A 15,750-nucleotide genomic window follows, 5' to 3' on the forward strand; every position below is an offset into this window, starting at 1 on the left:
TTCATAAGACGGCAAATTCCTCTCGTGCCGAGGGGGCTCACCCCGGAATCGACTGTTCGATTCGGTGTACCGTCCCGGGGTGCGCGATTCCTCCCGGCTGACCAGGCGTGCCGTCTTCGGACTCACGGCCGCCGCCCTTCCCCTTTCCGCGGCGACACCCGCCTCCGCCACACCCGCCTCCGCGGGCACCGCCATCGGCGGCGAGCGTCTCGCCCGCGGCGGTGTCCAGGTGCGCGGTGCCACGGGCCTCCCGAAGAAGATCACCGCCCATGCCTGGCTGCTCGCCGACTGCGCGAGCGGGGCGGTGCTGGCCTCCTACGACGCGCACCGGCGCCTGGCGCCCGCGTCCACCCTGAAGATGCTGTTCGCGGACACCGTGCTGAAGAAGTTCGAGCGGACCGAGCGCTACCGGGTCAAGGACAGCGACATCTCCGACGTGCCGGCCGGCTCCAGCCTGGTCGGGATCAAGCCCGGCATCACCTACACCGTCGAGCAGCTGTGGCAGGGCGTCTTCCTGCGCTCCGGCAACGACGCCGTGCACGTCCTCGCCCACATGAACGGCGGCATCGCGAAGACCGTCGCCGAGATGCAGGCCAGGGCGGCCGACCTGCAGGCCCTGGACACCCGGGTGGTCAGCCCCGACGGCTTCGACCACCCCGGCCAGCTCTCCTCCGCCTACGACCTGACGCTCTTCGCCCGGCACGGACTGAAGGACGACGACTTCCGCGGCTACTGCGGAACGCGGATCGCGGACTTCCCGGCCGGCGGCAAGAAGACCTTCCAGATCCAGAACACCGACCGCCTGCTCACCGGCTCCTGGGGACTGGGCGTCTACAAGGGCCTGTTCGGTGTCAAGAACGGCTACACCAGCCACGCCGGCAACACCTTCACCGGCGGCGCCACCCGGGGCGGCCGCACCCTGCTGGTCACCGTGATGCACCCCGACAGCGGCAGCAACGCCGTCTACGAGGAGACCGCCGCGCTGCTCGACTGGGGCTTCGGGAAGGGGAGTTCGGCGCAGCCGGTCGGCACCCTGGTCGATCCGCTGAGCGAGAGCGCCGCGAGCCCGTCGCCGGGCTCGGCCAAGGGCGCCGCGGGTGCGGCCGGGACGAGGGCGGCGGACGGCGCGGGGTCGTCGGGACCGTCGGCGTGGACGTTCGCGGAGGGCGGTGCGGGGGCGCTCGCGCTGCTGGGCGCGGGGGCCTGGGCGGTGCGCCGGCGCCGCCGGGCGGCCGCGGCCGACTCCGCCGACACGCCGGTGAGCTGACGTCACGCGGCAGCCGTCCCGCCCACCGGTGCGTACCCGCGGTCCCACACGGGTCCACCCCCACCCGGTCCGGCAGGACGGCTGCCGCCTCCCCCCTCGATGTGGTTCGGCGGAACACCAGAGCTTCAACTGTGAAGTTCTGGTGGAGGAAAGTTGAGCATAGGCGCGTTATCGGCCGCAATAGCGCGGACGTCTCAATTCCGGTTGTGCAGGTTGCGAAGGCGTCCGGACCGGGCGGCGGTTCAGCCCCGCCCGACGTACGGCATCGCCGTCGCCAGCACCGTCGCGAACTGCACGTTCGCCGACAGCGGCAGTCCGGCCATGTGACGGACGGTGCGTGCCACGTCGGCCACGTCCATCACGGGTTCCGGGGCCGTCTCCCCGCTCGCCTGGAGGACACCGGAACTCATCGCGGCGGTCATGTCGGTGGCCGCGTTGCCGATGTCGATCTGCCCGACCGCGATGCCGTACGGACGCCCGTCCAGGGAAAGGGACTTGGTCAGCCCCGTGAGGGCGTGCTTGGTCGCGGTGTAGGCGACGGAGCGCGGGCGGGGCGTGTGCGCCGAGATCGACCCGTTGTTGATGATCCGCCCGCCCCGCGGCTCCTGCTCCTTCATCTGCCGGAACGCGGCCTGTGCGCACAGGAACGCCCCGTTGAGGTTGGTGTCCACGACGTGCCGCCACGCGTCGTAGGCGAGATCCTCCACGGGCACCCCGCCGGGCCCGAACGTCCCCGCGTTGTTGAACAGCAGGTCCACCCGCCCGAACCGGGCCACGGTCGCCGCGAACAGCCCGGCGACGTCGTCGGGTTGCGCCACGTCCGTGCGTACGACGAGAGCGGCGCCCCCGGGGACGAGCGCCGCCGTCTCCTCAAGGGTGCGGGGACGGCGGCCGGCCAGCGCCACCGACCAGCCGTCCCGCAGCAGCTCCACGGCCACGGCGCGGCCGATACCGGATCCGGCACCGGTGACCACCGCGATCTTCGATTGCTTGGCATCCATGGGGTCGCAGCGTAGGCGCTCCGCCGGGGATGGGCGGGGAGGGTTGTGCGGGGGCGGTGCGTTTGCGGGTGCAGGGCCGTGGGGGCCGAGCGCGCAGTTCCCCGCGCCCCTTTACAGGGGCGTTGGTGTGCGCCGTTCCCCGCTCCCCTTTCAGGGGCGTTCGTAGTGGACGCCCACCTGCTCGCGCAGTGCGTCCAGGGTGCGCATGACGGCCAGGGTGCCGTCGAGGGGGACGAGCGGGGACTCCTTCTCGCCGGCCCGCAGGGCGCGCATGACCTCCCGGGCCTCGTGGCGGAAGGTGTTGCGCGGGCCGTCGGCCGGATCGAGGGCGAACTCCTCGGGGGCGCGGCCGTCACGGCGCAGGACGAAACGCTCGGGATTGAAGAAGCCGTCCGGGACGTCGATCCGGCCCCGGGAGCCGGTGACCGAGGCGGTGGTGCCGGTTCCGCCGACGATGGAGCAGTGCACGCTCGCCAGGGCGCCGCTCTCCCAGGAGAGCAGTGCACCCGTCTGGAGATCGACGCCCTCGTCCGAGAGCACCGCTCGCGCCGACAGGCCGTCCGGCTCGCCCAGCAGCAACTGCGCGAACGACACCGGGTACACGCCCAGATCGAGCAGCGCGCCCCCGCCCTGCGCCGGGTCCCGCAGCCGGTGCGCCGGCGGGAACGGCCCCTCCAGGCCGAAGTCCGCCTGCACGGTGCGCACCTCGCCGACCGCCCCGTCGTCGACCAGCGCCTTCAGCCGCCGCACCAGCGGGTTGCAGTACATCCACATCGCCTCCATCAGGAAGCGGTCGTGCCCCTTCGCCAGCGCCACCAGTTCCGTGGCCTCGCGGACGTCGATCGTGAACGCCTTCTCGCACAGCACGTTCCGGCCGGCCTCCAGGCACAGCCCGGCCGCCGCCCGGTGCGCCGAGTGCGGCGTGGCGACGTACACGACATCGATGTCCTCGTCCCGGGCCAGCGACTCCCAGTCGCCGTAGGCCCGTCCGATCCCGAACCGCTCCGCGAACGCCTCCGCCGACTCCGCCGTCCGGGAGGCGACCGCCGCGATCTCCGCGTCCGGCAGATCCACCAGGTCCGCCGCGAACGCGGCGGCGATCCCGCCGGTCGCCAGGATCCCCCACCGCACACTCTGCTCAGCCATCCCGGCAGCCCCACCCTCGCTCATGTGTTTCCAGGCAGTCCGTACGAGCTGAGAGCATAGGCGGCGGACATCGGGGTCCGACAGGAGCGGATCCGCGGGGCGGGACCGCCGGGCACCGAACGAGCGGGGGGACACATGCGCCGGATACCGGAGCGGCCGGCAGCGCCGACGCCGGACATCCCGGACGGCGCCGTGCCGCCCACGGCCGAGCCCGCCGCCCGCCGGGCCGGTCTGCTGCTGGTGCTGGTCCTCGGCGCGCTCACCGCGACACCCCCGCTGGCGATGGACATGTACCTCCCCTCGCTGCCCGAGGTCACCCGCTCCCTGCACGCCCCCGCCGCCACCGTCCAGCTCACCCTCACCGCCTGTCTCGCCGGCATGGCCCTGGGACAACTGGTCGTCGGCCCGATGAGCGACCGCTGGGGCCGCCGCCGCCCGCTGCTGGCCGGCCTCGCCGTCTACGTCGCCGCCACCGCGCTGTGCGCCCTCGCCCCGAACGCCGGGACGCTGGTCGCCTTCCGCCTCGCCCAGGGCCTCGCGGGCGCGGCCGGGATAGTCATCGCCCGTGCCGTCGTACGCGACCTCTACGACGGTGTGGCCATGGCCCGCTTCTTCTCCACCCTGATGCTGGTCTCCGGCGCGGCACCGATCGTCGCCCCGCTGATCGGCGGGCAGATCCTGCGGGTGACCGACTGGCGGGGCGTGTTCGTCGTCCTGACGGCCGTCGGCACCGTGCTCGCCGTGGTGGTGTGGGCGAGGCTCCCCGAGACCCTGGCGCCCGCCGAGCGGCACGCCGGCGGGGCGGCCGCCGCCCTCCGCGCCATGCGCACCCTGCTCGCCGACCGCCCCTTCGCCGGCTACCTGCTCTCGGGCGGCTTCGCCTTCGCCGCGCTCTTCGCGTACATATCGGCCTCGCCCTTCGTGATCCAGGAGATCTACGGCGCCTCCCCGCAGACCTTCTCCCTGCTCTTCGGGCTCAACTCGGTCGGGCTGGTGATCGCCGGGCAGGTCAACGGCAAGGTACTGGTGGGCCGGGTGAGCCTGGACAAGGTGCTCGGCGCGGGCCTGGCCGTGACCGTGCTCGCCGCGACCGCCCTGCTCCTCATGGCGACCGGGGTATTCGGCCCGGTCGGTCTCGCGCCTGTCGCCGCCGCCCTGTTCGTGCTGATGTCCGCGATGGGCCTCACCCTTCCCAACGCCCAGTCCCTCGCCCTGCTGCGCACCCGGCACGCCGCCGGGACCGCGTCCGCGCTGCTCGGGACCTCGTCCTTCCTGGTGGGCGCGGTCGCCTCGCCGCTGGTCGGGATCGCCGGGGAGAGAACCGCCGTACCCATGGCGATCGTCCAACTGGCGGGGGCACTGGTGGCGCTGGCCTGCTTCGTGGGAATGTGCCGTCCCTGGACCGCACGTGGGAACACACGTGCGGAGATGGAGGGAGCAGGGAGCTGAGCGTACCGAGACTGCGCGTCGAGACACCCGAACGGGCCGGGCTCGACCCCGCGGAACTCAGGCACCTCGCGCGCGACGTGCAGGCACTCACCACCGGTGAGCGGCCCTGGGCGGCCGGAGCCGTGGTGGTCGCCGGACGCGGTCCCGTGATCGCAGTACAGCAGGCGGCCGGCTGGGCGGTGCGCTGGTCCGCCTACGACCCGGAGGCCGACGCGGGTGTCGAACCGCCGCCCGCGGCCCGGGTTCCGATGACCGTCGACACCCCCTTCGACCTGGCCTCCCTCACCAAACTCTTCACCGCGGTCGCCGCCGTGCAGCAACTCGAACGCGGCACCCTCGGCATGGACGCGCGGGTCGGCGCCCACCTCCCGGACTTCCGGGCGGCCTCGGTCCACGGCATCACGGTCCGTCAGCTCCTCACCCACACCTCCGGGCTGCGGCCCGAACTCCCGCTCTACGACTGCCCCGACCGCGCGGCCCGCCTCGACCTGCTCCGCGCCGAGGCGCCGAGCGCCGCGCCCGGCGCCTACCGCTACTCGGACCTCAACATGCTCCTCCTCCAGGCCGTCCTGGAGCGCATCACCGGCCGTACCCTCGACGTCCTGATCCGGGAGGGCATCACCCGCCCGCTCGGGATGACCGCCACCGACTTCGGCCCCTGCCCCGGCGCGGCGGCCACCGAGGACCAGCGGCGGCCGTGGGCCAAGGCGGACCGGGGGATGCTGCGCGGAGTCGTGCACGACGAGAACGCCTGGGCGCTGGGCGGGGTGGCCGGGCACGCGGGTCTGTTCTCCACCGCCCGGGACCTGGCCGTCTTCTGCCGGGCGCTGCTGTGCGGCGGTTCCTACGGCACGGCACGCATACTCGGCCCGGACTTCGTGGGCCTGCTGCTGGACCCGCCGGGGCTGGGATTCCTGGTCGACCAGGGGTGGTTCATGGGCGAACTGGCGGGCCGGGGCGCGGCCGGGCACACCGGGTTCACCGGCACGAGTCTGGTCCTGGACCGGGCGACGGACACCTTCCTGGTCCTGCTGGCCAACACCGTCCACCCGCGCCGCCGCCCCGGCGACAGCACCCCGCGGGCCGCCGCGGCGACCAGGCTGGCCAGAGCGGTCTTCCCCCGCCCGCCGGGCGGTGGGGGCGGCGGCGCGGCCCCCTAGAATCGCCGGGTGAACCACCCCGCATCCCCGGCCGACCGGCTCCGCGCCACGCTCGCCGAACTCCTCGGCGGCCTGCCCCCCAAGCAGGCCGCCTCAGCCGTCGAACGGCTGATCGCCAGCTACCGGGGGGCCACCCCGACCGACGCTCCGATCCTGCGGGACCGGGCGGACGTGGTGGCCTACGCCGCCTACCGGATGCCGGCGACCTTCGAGGCGGTACGGGCGGCGCTGACGGCGTTCGCCGACACCGCGCCCGAGGGCTGGGCGCCGGAGAGCCACGTGGACGTCGGCGGCGGGACGGGCGCGGCGACCTGGGCGGTGACCGACACCTGGGCCGGGGTGCGGCCGGTGACGGTCCTCGACTGGGCCGAGCCGGCGCTGGCCCTCGGCCGGGAGATCGCCGCGGCCAGTCCCGAGCTGCGGGACGCCGAGTGGCGGCGCGCCCGGATCGGACCGGGGCTCACCATCGAGAGCACTGATCTCGTCACCGTGTCGTACGTCCTCAACGAACTCGACGAGGCCGCTCGCGGCACCCTGGTGGACGCCGTGGCGACCGCCGCGCGGACCGTCGTCATCGTCGAGGCCGGCACCCCGGCGGGCTACGCCCGGGTCATCGAGGCCCGGGACCGCCTGGTCGCCGCCGGCTTCCGGGTGGCCGCGCCCTGCCCGCACAGCGCCGCCTGCCCGATCACCCCCGGCACGGACTGGTGCCACTTCTCCGCCCGGGTCAGCCGCTCCTCCCTGCACCGCCAGGTCAAGGGCGGTTCGCTGGCGTACGAGGACGAGAAGTTCAGCTACGTGGCGGCCACCCGGCTCCCGGCCGCCCCGGCACCCGCCCGGGTGGTCCGGCGTCCGCAGATCCGCAAGGGCCAGGTCCTGCTCGACCTGTGCGAGAAGGACGAGCACCTGCGCCGGACGACGGTCACCAAACGCCACGGCGACCTGTACAAGGCGGCGCGGGACGCGGACTGGGGCGACGAGTGGCCGCCGCCGGGTTCGAGGGTGTAACTCCCGCAATGCCCTATCGCTCGCGTACCCCCCTTCACGCCCAGATGGGACGATAAGGCATGCTGGCCGCACCACAGCGAGGCGAGGCGATACATGAGCGGGACGTTCGGCGGCCGTGACGGCCGCCAGGGCACACTCTCCCACTGGCTCTCCCAGCGGTTCTCCCAGCGTCTGCTCGGACGGCGGACCGGGGATGCCGCCGCCGACGACGAGGGCCGCACGACGCTGCTGCTCGCCGCCGCCGAGGCGGGTCTGCCGCTGGCCCCCGCCGCGCACCCCGCCCCCGGCTACGGCTGCTCCTGCGACCGCGTCGGCTGTCCCACCCCGGCCCGGCACCCGGTGTCGTTCGCGTGGCAGTCGCAGTCCACCACCGACCGCGCGCAGGTCGAGCGGTGGGCCCGGCACCAGCCGCAGGCCAACTTCATCACCGCGACCGGGATGTCGCACGACGTGCTGGACGTCCCCCTGGAGGCCGGCCGGCAGGCCCTGGAGCGACTGCTCGCGGACGGCGTCCAGGTCGGTCCGGTCGCCGAGAGCGACGACGGCCGCATGCTGTTCTTCACCGCCACCCGCGGCACCCCCGAGGACGAGGACGAGTGGTGGCCGTGCGAGCTGGACTGCCGCCCCGAGACCATGGACGAGCACCCGGGCCTGCGCTGGCACTGCCGGGGTTCCTACGTCCTCGTACCGCCCGCCCGGCTGCCCGGTGACGACGGCCGCCGGGTGCGCTGGGTGCGCGGCCCCGAGCGTCCGCTGCCCGACCCGCTGAGCCTCCTGGAGAGCCTCACCGACGCCTGTGCCCGGTACGCCGGCGACGAGTCCGACCGACTGTCCGCCGCCTGGCCGGCCCGCGGCTAAGGGCTGTCCCGTAATCCCCGGCGGGCGCACGACGACAGCTACGGCACCTCGCAGCGTTGTCGGGGTCGCCCGAATACGCCCGGTATGAGGGCGACCCTCCGCCTTGCGATGCACCGCATCCGACGCCGTGCGCCGACCCACCGGGGATTACGGGACAGCCCTTAGGAACCGCCGGCCGGGAACCGCCCGCAGGAGACCTGCGGCGGGGAACCTCCGGGCACGGGCCCGGGCCCGGTCAGGAACCCTCGGCGGACGTCAGCCCCTGGATGCGTCCGAGGAGCGAGACCTTCCCGGCGCCCGCAGGGTCCAGGGCGACCTGGTTGGAGACGAACTCCATGGTCAGCGACTGCTTGATCTCACCCTTGGTGAGGGCCTTCACGTCCTGGTTCGGCGTCGGCAGCGACGTGCCCGCGGCCGCCGTCTCCTTCGCGTAGTAGCGGGTGGTGAAGAACACCATCGCCCCGCCGTCCGCGGTGCGCAGCGCGAGCGGCGCGTAGTCGCCGTCGGTCAGCGGCTCGTCTATGTACTGGGTCGCGAGACCCGGCTTCGTCGACTTCCTGCGGTCCGTGCGCCAGCCGCTGGTGTGCGGACCGTCCGCGAAGGCGGCACCGCCGCTCTTCAGGTACGTGGCGTAGTCCCGGCCCAGGTCGCCCGGGGAGACGGCCAGTTGGGCGCCGCCGTCCGGCACCGCCTCGGCCCAGCCGTCCTTGTCGGTGCTGAACTTCGGTACGGCGCCGGGCGCGACCAGTGTCAGATACGCGGCCTGGAACGGCTCGGAGAGGCTGTTGCGGGTGAAGACCAGCAGCCAGCGGTCGTCGCCGCCCTTGTTGCCGTGCGCGTCCGCGAGGAACCAGCGCGGCCAGCCGGCCTTCTTCGGGATGGTGTAGCGGACGTCGTCGAACTCCAGCGCGGAATGACCGGAGTTGCCGCTCGGGCTGTTGGCGTGGCCGGCCTTCAGCCGCGCGGAGTCGATGTCGGCGAGCGCGCCGGTCGTGTAGTCGGCGTCCAGGGAGCCGTCGTAGGCCTCGTCCGCCTTGTTGTAGGCGTCCGTGAACTGCTTCAGCGCCTTGGCGGCCTCGGCGCGGGTGGTGGTGGGGAGGATTTCGCGCTCCCCGTGCACCACCACGCACCCGCTCGCCGTCAGCGACACGGCGGTCAGCGCGACCGCCAGCAGCGCGTTCCGATCACGCCTGCGGAGCCTGCGGCGCCGCAGCGGACCGCGATCCCTGGTCGTCAGGTGCGTCATCAGGAGCCTTCACCTTCCCCTTCCCGGAGCCGAACCCTACCGGGGCGAAGAAGAGGACGAGTGTCGGGACCAGGTACAGCAGCCACACCGTGACCTGGAGCACGGTCGGGTCGGGCTGGAAGTTGAACACGCCCTTGAGGAGGGTGCCGTACCAGCTGTCCGGCGGGATGGTGCCGCTGATGTCGAAGGCCTGGTTGGTCAGGCCCGGGATCCAGTCGGCCTCCTGGAGGTCGTGGAAGCCGTACGCCAGCACGCCGGCGGCGACCACGACCAGCATGGCTCCGGTCCAGGTGAAGAACTTGGCGAGGTTGATCCGCAGGGCACCGCGGTAGAACAGCCAGCCGAGCAGGACCGCGGTGGCGAGGCCGAGCGCGACACCGATCAGCGGGCGCGGGGTGCCGTCGCTGGCCGCGTGCACCGACGCCCACACGAACAGGGCGGTCTCCAGGCCCTCCCGGCCCACGGCCAGGAAGGCGGTGGCGACCAGCGCGCCGGTGCCCATCGCGAGGGCCGCGTCCAGCTTGCCGTGCAGTTCCTTCTTCAGGTGCCGGGCGGTGCGCCGCATCCAGAACACCATCCACGTCACCAGACCGACCGCGACGATCGACAGGGACCCGCCGAGCGCCTCCTGCGCCTGGAACGTCAGCTCCTGGGAGCCGAATTCGAGGGCGCAGCCGAAGCCCATGGCGATCAGCACCGCGACCGCGATGCCCGTCCAGATCGGCCGCAGGGCGTCCCTGCGGCCGGTCTTGACCAGGTAGGCGATGAGGATGCAGACGACGAGCGAGGCCTCGAGGCCTTCGCGCAGCCCGATCAGGTAGTTGGAGAACACGGCTCACGCCCCCTTGGCGGACTCGGCGGACTTGGAGGACCCGGAGGGCTCGGAGAACAGCGCCCGGCCCCACCAGTCGTCCTTGTCCCGGACGCCGGGCGGGACCGCGAAGACCGCCGAACCCACGTGCTGGATGTACTCGTTGAGCGCGTCGGACGCCGACAGCCTGCGCTGCAGCGGGATGAACCCCTTGCGCACGTCACGCTGGTAGGCCAGGAAGAACAGGCCCGCGTCCAGGCGACCGAGGCCGTCCGTGCCGTCGGTGAACGAGTAGCCCCGGCGCAGGATGGTGATCCCGTCGTTGGAGTCGGGGTGCGCGAGCCGCACGTGCGCGTCCGGCTTCATCGCCTTGAGGAACGGCGCGTCGTGCTCCTTGGCCTTGCCGACCGGGGCGCCCTCGCCCTTGTCCCGGCCGAAGACGTCCTCCTGCTCCTGGAGCGAGGTCCGGTCCCAGGTCTCGATGTTCATCCGGATGCGCCGGGCGACGAGGTACGAGCCACCGCTCATCCACACCGGACCGTCGCCGTCGCCCACCCACACGAACTTCTTCAGCCGGTCGGTCTCGGTGCCCGCGATGTTGCGGGTGCCGTCCTTGAACCCCATGAGGTTGCGCGGGGTCTGGGCGTCCGGCGTGGTCGAGGACGTCTTGCCGAAGCCCAGCTGGGACCAGCGGATGGCGACCTTGCCGAAGCCGATCCTGGCCAGGTTGCGGATGGCGTGCACGGCGACCTGCGGGTCGTCGGCGCAGGCCTGGACGCACAGGTCGCCGCCGATGCGGGCGGCGTCGAAGTTGTCGCCGGGGAACCGCGGCAGGTCGACCAGGGCGTCCGGACGGCTGTCCTTCAGCCCGAACTTCTCGAAGAAGGACGGTCCGAAGCCGATCGTCAGCGTCAGCCGGTTCGGCTTCAGGCCGAGTGCCTCACCGGTGTCGTCCGGCGGCGCCTCGGCGAGCCCGCCGTAGGCGCCGTCGCCGACCGCCTTCCCGGCGGTCAGCCGCCGCGCCGCGGCCGTCCAGTCCTTCAGCAACTGGACGAACTCGTCCCGGTCCTCGGTCTTCACGTCGAACGCGGCGAAGTGCAGCCGGTCCTGGACGGCGGTGGCGATCCCGGCCTGGTGGGCGCCGTGGAACTCGACCGCGCCACCGGCGTCGGCGGCGGCCGGCGACATGTCGTCGCCCGCGTCGGCCATCGCCACCGCGCCCCCGGCCACGGCGGCGCCGAGCGCGAGCCCGGCCCCGCCCCAGCCGATGAGCGCGCGCCGCGACGGATTGGCTTTCTCGGCCATGGTCTGCCCCCTACTTGACGACGGTCGCGGCGAGCTTGGACAGGGGCTCCGCGAGCGCGTTGACCGCGTCGGAGAGCTCCTTGCGCTGGGCCTTGGTGACCTTGTCGTACGACACGAAGCCGTCCGAGGTGGACGTGGTGCGGTACTTGTCGAGCAGCGTGTTCAGCGCGGCGAACTGCTTGTCCAGCTCGCCGGCCAGGGCCGCGTCGTTCTTCTGCGCGACCGGCTTCAGCAGCTCGTACGCCTTCTGCGCGCCGTCCACGTTGCCCTTGAAGTCGCTGAGGTCGGTGTGCGAGTAGCGGTCCTCCTCACCGGTGACCTTGCCGGTGGCGACCTCGTCGAGGAGCTCCTTGGCGCCGTTGGCCATCGAGGTCGGGGTGATCTCGGCCTTGCCGACCCGCTTCTGCCAGTCCTTCAGGTCGGTGAGCAGTTCGTCGGCGAGGGTCTTCTGCTCGGCGCCGATCTTCTTGTCCTGCCACAGCGCCTTCTCCAGCGCGTGCCAGCCGGTCCACTTCTGGCCCTTCTCCAGGCCGTCGGCGCGGGTGTCCGTCTTGGGGTCGATGTCCCCGAAGGACTCGGCGATCGGCTCGGTGCTCTCCCAGCCGACGCGGGAGGGGGCGTAGGCGTTCTTCGCGGCGGTGAGGTCACCGGCCTTGACGGCGTTGACGAACGTCTCCACCTTCGGGATCGTCGCGTCGGCCTCGCCCTGGGCCCACTCGCGGTAGTCGGCGACGGCCTTGTCGAGCGTCGGGTTGCGCTTGGCCACCGTGCCGGAGCCGGTGACGGTCAGCTTCTGCCGGACGCCGTGCCCCTTCATGCCGGGGCGGCAGGCTATCTCGTACGCGCCCGCCTTCACCTCGGCGGTCAGCGTGTACTTGGTGCCCGGGCCGATGTTCTCCTTCTCCGAGACGATCCGGTCGTCGGGGAAGAGGATCTCGACCTCGGTGGCCTTGGAGCCCGTGTTCTCGATGGCGAGCGTGACCTGCCCGGCCGGTACGGACTTGGTCGACGTCTCGCACTTGGCGTCGGCGGCGGTCACCTTGATCGCGTCGTCGCCCTTGGCGTCGCTCTTCGCCGTGCAGGCCGAGAGGGCGGTCAGAGCCGCCACGGTGGCGGCGGCGGTGACGGTGAGTCGGACGGCACGCATGCAGGCTCCAAGCGGGGGAGGTGTGGTGAGGCTGACCTAAGTTACATGAGGCTTACCTCAGTGATACCCACCCGGGTCGGGATTGACCAGACACAGATAGATCACAGATACGGCTTGATCCCGGCGGCGGAAAACCACCGCCAAGGGAGGGTCAAGGGAAGATCAAGCGGGCCGCTTCGGGCCCACCACGACCGCGCCGGTCCGCGGGTGCGGGAACACCTCGACCGGATGGCCGTAGACCTCCGACAGCAGCCGGTCCTCGAACACGTCGGCGGGCGGGCCGTCGGCGACGATCCGGCCGGCCCGCAGGATCACCACGCGGTGCGCGTAGGCGGCGGCGAGGGCCAGGTCGTGCAGCACGACGACGACCGCGTCCCCGGCGCGGGCCCGCTCCCGGCAGAGCCGCAACACCAGCTCCTGGTGCCTGAGGTCGAGCGCGGCGGTGGGTTCGTCCAGCAGCAGGAGCGGCGAGTGCTGGGCCAGCACCCTGGCCAGCGCGACGCGGGCGCGCTCCCCGCCGCTCAGCGCGGAGTACGGGCGGCCGGCGAACCCCGCCACCTCGGTGACCGCCATCGCCCCGGCCACCGCACGCGCGTCCTCGGCGGGGGCGGCGTCGGCATGGGGCGCCCGCCCCATCCGTACGACGTCCTCGACGGTGAACGGGAACGACAGAACGGCCGCCTGCGGCAGCACCGCCCGGCGCAGGGCGAGCTCGGCCGCCGACCACTCGGCGACGGGCCGCCCGAAGACCCGCACGAGCCCCTCGCCGGCCGGCACGTCGGCGGCGAGCGCCGCCAACAGCGTGGACTTCCCGGCCCCGTTGGGCCCGACGAGCGCGACGACCTCCCCGGCCCGCGCGACGAGTCCGACCCCGGCGAGCACGGTCCGCGAACCGAACCGGACACGCACCCCCTCGGCCTCGACGAGAACGTCACCGGGGGAGGACGGAGGCGGCGGGACGGGACGCGATCGCAGGAGTCTCATGAGGCCAGGCACTTCCGGTCGAAGGGCTGAGAACCGACGGCACCGACGCACCCAAGGGACACGAGGTCTCCTGGAAGAGACGCCGCCACCGGCGTACCAAAGGGGCGCGAGGAACTGCGCGACCGGCCCCCACGGCACCGGTGTCCTGGAACAGGCGCCGCCACCGGCGTACCTAAGGGGCGCGGGGAACTGCGCGACCGGCCCCCACGGCGCCGCGGGCGTGCACGGAGCGGTCGGAGTCGTGCGCGTGCACGGGCCCGGCGGAGCCGTACGCGTGCACGGAGCGGATGCCGAGGCGCGGCTCATGCCCACCCCCCTTGCCGGCGCCTGGTCCTACGCAGGAGCCAGAAGAAGAACGGGCTTCCGAGCAGGGCCGTCAGCACACCCAGGGGGAGTTCCGCCGGCGCGGCCACCGTACGGGCCGCGACATCCGCCGCCAGCAGAACCGTCGCCCCCAGGAGCGCACTGCCGGGCACCAGGAACCGGTGCCCCGGCCCCGCCGCCATCCGCAGCAGATGCGGCACGACCAGGCCCACGAAGCTGATGATCCCCGAGACGCTCACCGCCGCCGCCGTGAGCAGGGCGATGACCAGGACCAGGGTGAGACGCAGCCGTTCGACGTCGACACCCAGGTGGCGGGCCGGGCGCTCGCCGAGGGAGAGCAGGTCGAGGCGGCGGGCGTAGCGGGGCGCGAGGGCGAGGCCGAGGACCGCGCACGGCAGGACCGCCAGCACCTTCGGCCACGTCGCCTGGGAGAGCGAACCCAGCTGCCAGAACGTGATCTGGCTGACCGCCGCCGTGTCCGCGAAGAAGAGGAACAGCCCGATCAGCGCCCCCGCGAACGCGTTCAGCGCGATGCCCGTGAGGATCAGCGTGACCACTTCCGTACGTCCCCCGGACCGGGAGGCCGCGTACACCAGCAGTACCGTCGCCAGCCCCGCCGCGAACGCGAAGACCGGCACCGTCCAGGTGCCGAGGAGGCCGGCCCCGAAGGCGAGCGCGGCCACCGCCCCCACCGCGGCCCCCGAGGAGACCCCGATGACCCCGGGCTCGGCGAGCGGGTTGCCGAACACGCCCTGCATCAACGCTCCCGCGCAGCCCAGCGACGCGCCGACGAGCAGTGCCAGCACGATCCGCGGGAAGCGGACGTTCCACAGCACGGACTCGGGGACCCGGTCCAGCGCCGTACCGCCGAGTCCCGCCCGGTGCAGGACCGACCCGAGGACGTCCCCGATCGGGATCGGGTACGCGCCGAGTCCCGCCGCCACCGGGACCAGGACCAGCAGGACCGCCGTCAGGCCCACCGCGAGCAGCCCCGCAGCCGAGGGCCTCCTGCGCAACCGCGCGGCGACGGCCGTCACTTCGCGCCGTCCCCGTACAGCTGGGCCACGACCGACGCCAGTACCTGGTCGGTGCGCGGCCCGTAGTTGAGCAGCACTCCGTCCTCCACCGAGACGATCCGCCGGTCCATCCCGGCCGGCGTCTGCGCGACGCCTGGGATCTTCACCAGGCCGTCGATGCCGCCGACGGACTGGAGTCCCTTGGTCATGACGAGGATCGCGTCCGGCGCGGCCTTGGCGAGCGCCTCGGTGGTGATGGCGGTGAAGTCCTTCTCCAGCCCGGACGCGGCCCCGGCGTCCACCGCCCCGGCGGCCTCCAGGAGGGACGTGGCGCCCGAGCCCCTTCCGCCGATCAGGTACACGGACGCCGAGCCGCGCAGGTAGAGGAAGACGACCCGCGGTCTCGTACTCTCCTGCGGAACATCCTTGCGCACGGCGGCGATCCGCGCCCGCGACCGCCGGGCCAGCTCCTCGCCCGCCGACGGCACGCCGAGCGCGCCGGCCACCGCCCGGATGCGCGGGCGGACGTCGTCCAGCCCCTGGGCCGGGTCCACGACCAGCACCGGGACGCCGGCCTCGCGGATCTGGTCCATGGCCTCGTCGGGCCCGGTCGTCGTCTCGGCGAGGACCAGGTCCGGCTTCAGCGAGAGGACGCCCTCGGCGGACACGTCGTGGTTGCGGGTGACCACCGGGAGCTTCGCCGCCTGCCGGAAGGTCGCCGTGATGTCCCGGGCGACCACCCGGTCGCCGAGTCCGAGCGTGAACACGATCTCGCTGAGGCTGCCGGAGAGCGGCACGATCCGCCGGGCCTGCCGGATCGTCACCTTCCGGCCGTCGGCGGAGGTGACGGTGACCGGGAGTTCCGGTGCCGGGGTGTCGGTGAGTGGCTCGACGCGGTCGGCGGCCGCCGTCGTGGTCTTCGCGGCCGCGGTCTCCGGTGCGCTTCCGCAGCCGGCCGCCGTCAGTGTCAGGGCGAGCACGCAGACCGCCGCTCCCGCCAGTCGAGTGCGCAAACGTCGCACGGTCCG

Annotated in this window: 14 protein-coding genes; 5 read left to right on the forward strand and 9 right to left on the reverse strand. The window is 73.0% G+C overall.

Going from position 1 to position 15,750, the window contains the following annotated elements; all coding sequences use genetic code 11:
• The first annotated feature begins 79 nt into the window (after positions 1-79).
• A complete protein-coding gene (locus ACFY3I_RS12415; protein WP_365294441.1) occupies positions 80-1,267 on the forward strand; it encodes a D-alanyl-D-alanine carboxypeptidase in 1,188 nt (395 codons plus the stop codon).
• 242 nt (positions 1,268-1,509) lie between these two features.
• Here the strand turns inward: ACFY3I_RS12415 and ACFY3I_RS12420 are convergent, their stop codons facing one another.
• Both ACFY3I_RS12420 and ACFY3I_RS12425 read right to left on the reverse strand, forming a co-directional pair.
• Positions 1,510-2,268, reverse strand: a complete 759-nt coding sequence (locus tag ACFY3I_RS12420) for an SDR family oxidoreductase (protein WP_390860533.1) — start codon at positions 2,266-2,268, stop codon at positions 1,510-1,512.
• A gap of 150 nt (positions 2,269-2,418) precedes the next feature.
• The gene (locus ACFY3I_RS12425; protein WP_390860534.1) at positions 2,419-3,414 is read right to left on the reverse strand and encodes a Gfo/Idh/MocA family protein; all 996 of its coding nucleotides are present in this window, start codon (positions 3,412-3,414) and stop codon (positions 2,419-2,421) included.
• 135 nt (positions 3,415-3,549) lie between these two features.
• Between ACFY3I_RS12425 and ACFY3I_RS12430 the strand changes: the two genes are divergently transcribed.
• From ACFY3I_RS12430 to ACFY3I_RS12445, 4 genes are all read left to right on the forward strand, one after another.
• Positions 3,550-4,863: a multidrug effflux MFS transporter gene (locus ACFY3I_RS12430; protein WP_390860535.1), complete on the forward strand. Its 1,314-nt coding sequence runs from the start codon at positions 3,550-3,552 to the stop codon at positions 4,861-4,863.
• Positions 4,803-6,023: a serine hydrolase domain-containing protein gene (locus ACFY3I_RS12435; protein WP_390860536.1), complete on the forward strand. Its 1,221-nt coding sequence runs from the start codon at positions 4,803-4,805 to the stop codon at positions 6,021-6,023. The genes ACFY3I_RS12430 and ACFY3I_RS12435 overlap by 61 nt, the downstream gene beginning before the upstream one ends.
• A gap of 9 nt (positions 6,024-6,032) precedes the next feature.
• Positions 6,033-7,031 carry a small ribosomal subunit Rsm22 family protein gene (locus ACFY3I_RS12440; protein WP_390860537.1) on the forward strand — a complete coding sequence of 333 codons (999 nt, stop codon included), beginning with the start codon at positions 6,033-6,035 and terminating at the stop codon, positions 7,029-7,031.
• A 93-nt stretch (positions 7,032-7,124) separates the two neighbouring features.
• A complete protein-coding gene (locus tag ACFY3I_RS12445) occupies positions 7,125-7,889 on the forward strand; it encodes a bifunctional DNA primase/polymerase (RefSeq protein ID WP_390860538.1) in 765 nt (254 codons plus the stop codon).
• A gap of 235 nt (positions 7,890-8,124) precedes the next feature.
• On the opposite strand, the gene ACFY3I_RS12450 is transcribed toward ACFY3I_RS12445, so the two are convergent.
• The 7 genes from ACFY3I_RS12450 to ACFY3I_RS12480 form a co-directional block, all read right to left on the reverse strand.
• Complete coding sequence (locus ACFY3I_RS12450; protein WP_365294453.1) at positions 8,125-9,135, reverse strand: hypothetical protein; 1,011 nt, start codon at positions 9,133-9,135, stop codon at positions 8,125-8,127.
• The gene (gene efeU, locus ACFY3I_RS12455; protein ID WP_365294454.1) at positions 9,074-9,967 is read right to left on the reverse strand and encodes an iron uptake transporter permease EfeU; all 894 of its coding nucleotides are present in this window, start codon (positions 9,965-9,967) and stop codon (positions 9,074-9,076) included. The genes ACFY3I_RS12450 and efeU overlap by 62 nt, the downstream gene beginning before the upstream one ends.
• 3 nt (positions 9,968-9,970) lie before the next feature.
• On the reverse strand, positions 9,971-11,251 hold the full coding sequence (efeB, locus tag ACFY3I_RS12460) for an iron uptake transporter deferrochelatase/peroxidase subunit (protein WP_390860539.1): 1,281 nt from the start codon (positions 11,249-11,251) through the stop codon (positions 9,971-9,973).
• Between the two features lie 10 nt (positions 11,252-11,261).
• Entirely contained in the window at positions 11,262-12,398 is a 1,137-nt protein-coding gene (gene efeO / locus ACFY3I_RS12465) for an iron uptake system protein EfeO (RefSeq protein ID WP_365294458.1), read from the reverse strand.
• 162 nt (positions 12,399-12,560) lie between these two features.
• Complete coding sequence (locus tag ACFY3I_RS12470; RefSeq protein ID WP_390860540.1) at positions 12,561-13,382, reverse strand: heme ABC transporter ATP-binding protein; 822 nt, start codon at positions 13,380-13,382, stop codon at positions 12,561-12,563.
• Between the two features lie 302 nt (positions 13,383-13,684).
• Complete coding sequence (locus ACFY3I_RS12475; protein WP_390860541.1) at positions 13,685-14,743, reverse strand: FecCD family ABC transporter permease; 1,059 nt, start codon at positions 14,741-14,743, stop codon at positions 13,685-13,687.
• Complete coding sequence (locus ACFY3I_RS12480) at positions 14,740-15,735, reverse strand: hemin ABC transporter substrate-binding protein (RefSeq protein ID WP_390860542.1); 996 nt, start codon at positions 15,733-15,735, stop codon at positions 14,740-14,742. The genes ACFY3I_RS12475 and ACFY3I_RS12480 overlap by 4 nt, the downstream gene beginning before the upstream one ends.
• Between the last annotated feature and the right edge of the window lie 15 nt (positions 15,736-15,750).

The sequence above is a fragment of the Streptomyces sp. NPDC001068 genome (assembly GCF_042897315.1).
Lineage (GTDB): Bacteria > Actinomycetota > Actinomycetes > Streptomycetales > Streptomycetaceae > Streptomyces.

Bases quoted from the DNA above. Each gene is read 5' to 3' on its own strand.
- ACFY3I_RS12445 (WP_390860538.1), top strand. From the start codon at position 7,125: ATGAGCGGGACGTTCGGCGGCCGTGACGGCCGCCAGGGCACACTCTCC.
- ACFY3I_RS12470 (WP_390860540.1), bottom strand. From the start codon at position 13,382: ATGAGACTCCTGCGATCGCGTCCCGTCCCGCCGCCTCCGTCCTCCCCC.
- efeB (WP_390860539.1), bottom strand. From the start codon at position 11,251: ATGGCCGAGAAAGCCAATCCGTCGCGGCGCGCGCTCATCGGCTGGGGC.
- ACFY3I_RS12425 (WP_390860534.1), bottom strand. From the start codon at position 3,414: ATGGCTGAGCAGAGTGTGCGGTGGGGGATCCTGGCGACCGGCGGGATC.
- ACFY3I_RS12430 (WP_390860535.1), top strand. From the start codon at position 3,550: ATGCGCCGGATACCGGAGCGGCCGGCAGCGCCGACGCCGGACATCCCG.
- efeO (WP_365294458.1), bottom strand. From the start codon at position 12,398: ATGCGTGCCGTCCGACTCACCGTCACCGCCGCCGCCACCGTGGCGGCT.
- ACFY3I_RS12420 (WP_390860533.1), bottom strand. From the start codon at position 2,268: ATGGATGCCAAGCAATCGAAGATCGCGGTGGTCACCGGTGCCGGATCC.
- ACFY3I_RS12450 (WP_365294453.1), bottom strand. From the start codon at position 9,135: ATGACGCACCTGACGACCAGGGATCGCGGTCCGCTGCGGCGCCGCAGG.